Annotated in this window: 1 rRNA gene; it reads right to left on the bottom strand. The window is 53.0% G+C overall.

From position 1 onward, the window contains the following. Positions 1-387 precede the first annotated feature (387 nt). A 16S ribosomal RNA gene (locus tag D8M36_RS10025) occupies positions 388-607 on the bottom strand; the annotation flags it as partial.

The following is a 607-nucleotide window of genomic DNA, read 5'->3' as shown; positions in this document are numbered from 1 at the left end:
GTAACTTAGAAACACTCGAAAATGAACACATAGACCAAAAAATCATTGAACTATCTGTAACAAAAAATTGCTTACAAGATGCTCGCGTCCACTATGCAGTTGACAAACAACACCCCCACACCCGAAACCACCAACCACAAAGCCAGCAGCCCCAAGGGGGAAAAGACCACACATGCAGTCTCACACCCCAATAGTGTGCCCACAACACGCCGCCCCACACCAGCACCATTCCAACCCCACACGAAAGCAGGGCGTACTCAGCACCAGCACAAAGGCAACACGTCTTTTATTGATGTTCCACCCAGCCCAAACGCGCTGCACACACTCGGCACAGAACACGCACACCACCACAAACGTGGCGGTGCAGGGCAAAAGTAAACTCCTTAGAAAGGAGGTGATCCAGCCGCACCTTCCGGTACGGCTACCTTGTTACGACTTAGTCCCAATCACCGATCCCACCTTCGACGACTCCCCGCAAAGAGCTTGGGCCATCGGCTTCGGGTGTTACCGACTTTCGTGACTTGACGGGCGGTGTGTACAAGGCCCGGGAACGTATTCACCGCAGCATTGCTGATCTGCGATTACTAGCGACTCCGACTTCATAGGG

The sequence above is a fragment of the Dermabacter sp. HSID17554 genome, assembly GCF_003989295.1.
GTDB lineage: Bacteria > Actinomycetota > Actinomycetes > Actinomycetales > Dermabacteraceae > Dermabacter > Dermabacter vaginalis.
Note: the sequence above shows the minus strand (reverse complement) of the source record. Positions and strands in the feature narration are given on the sequence as shown.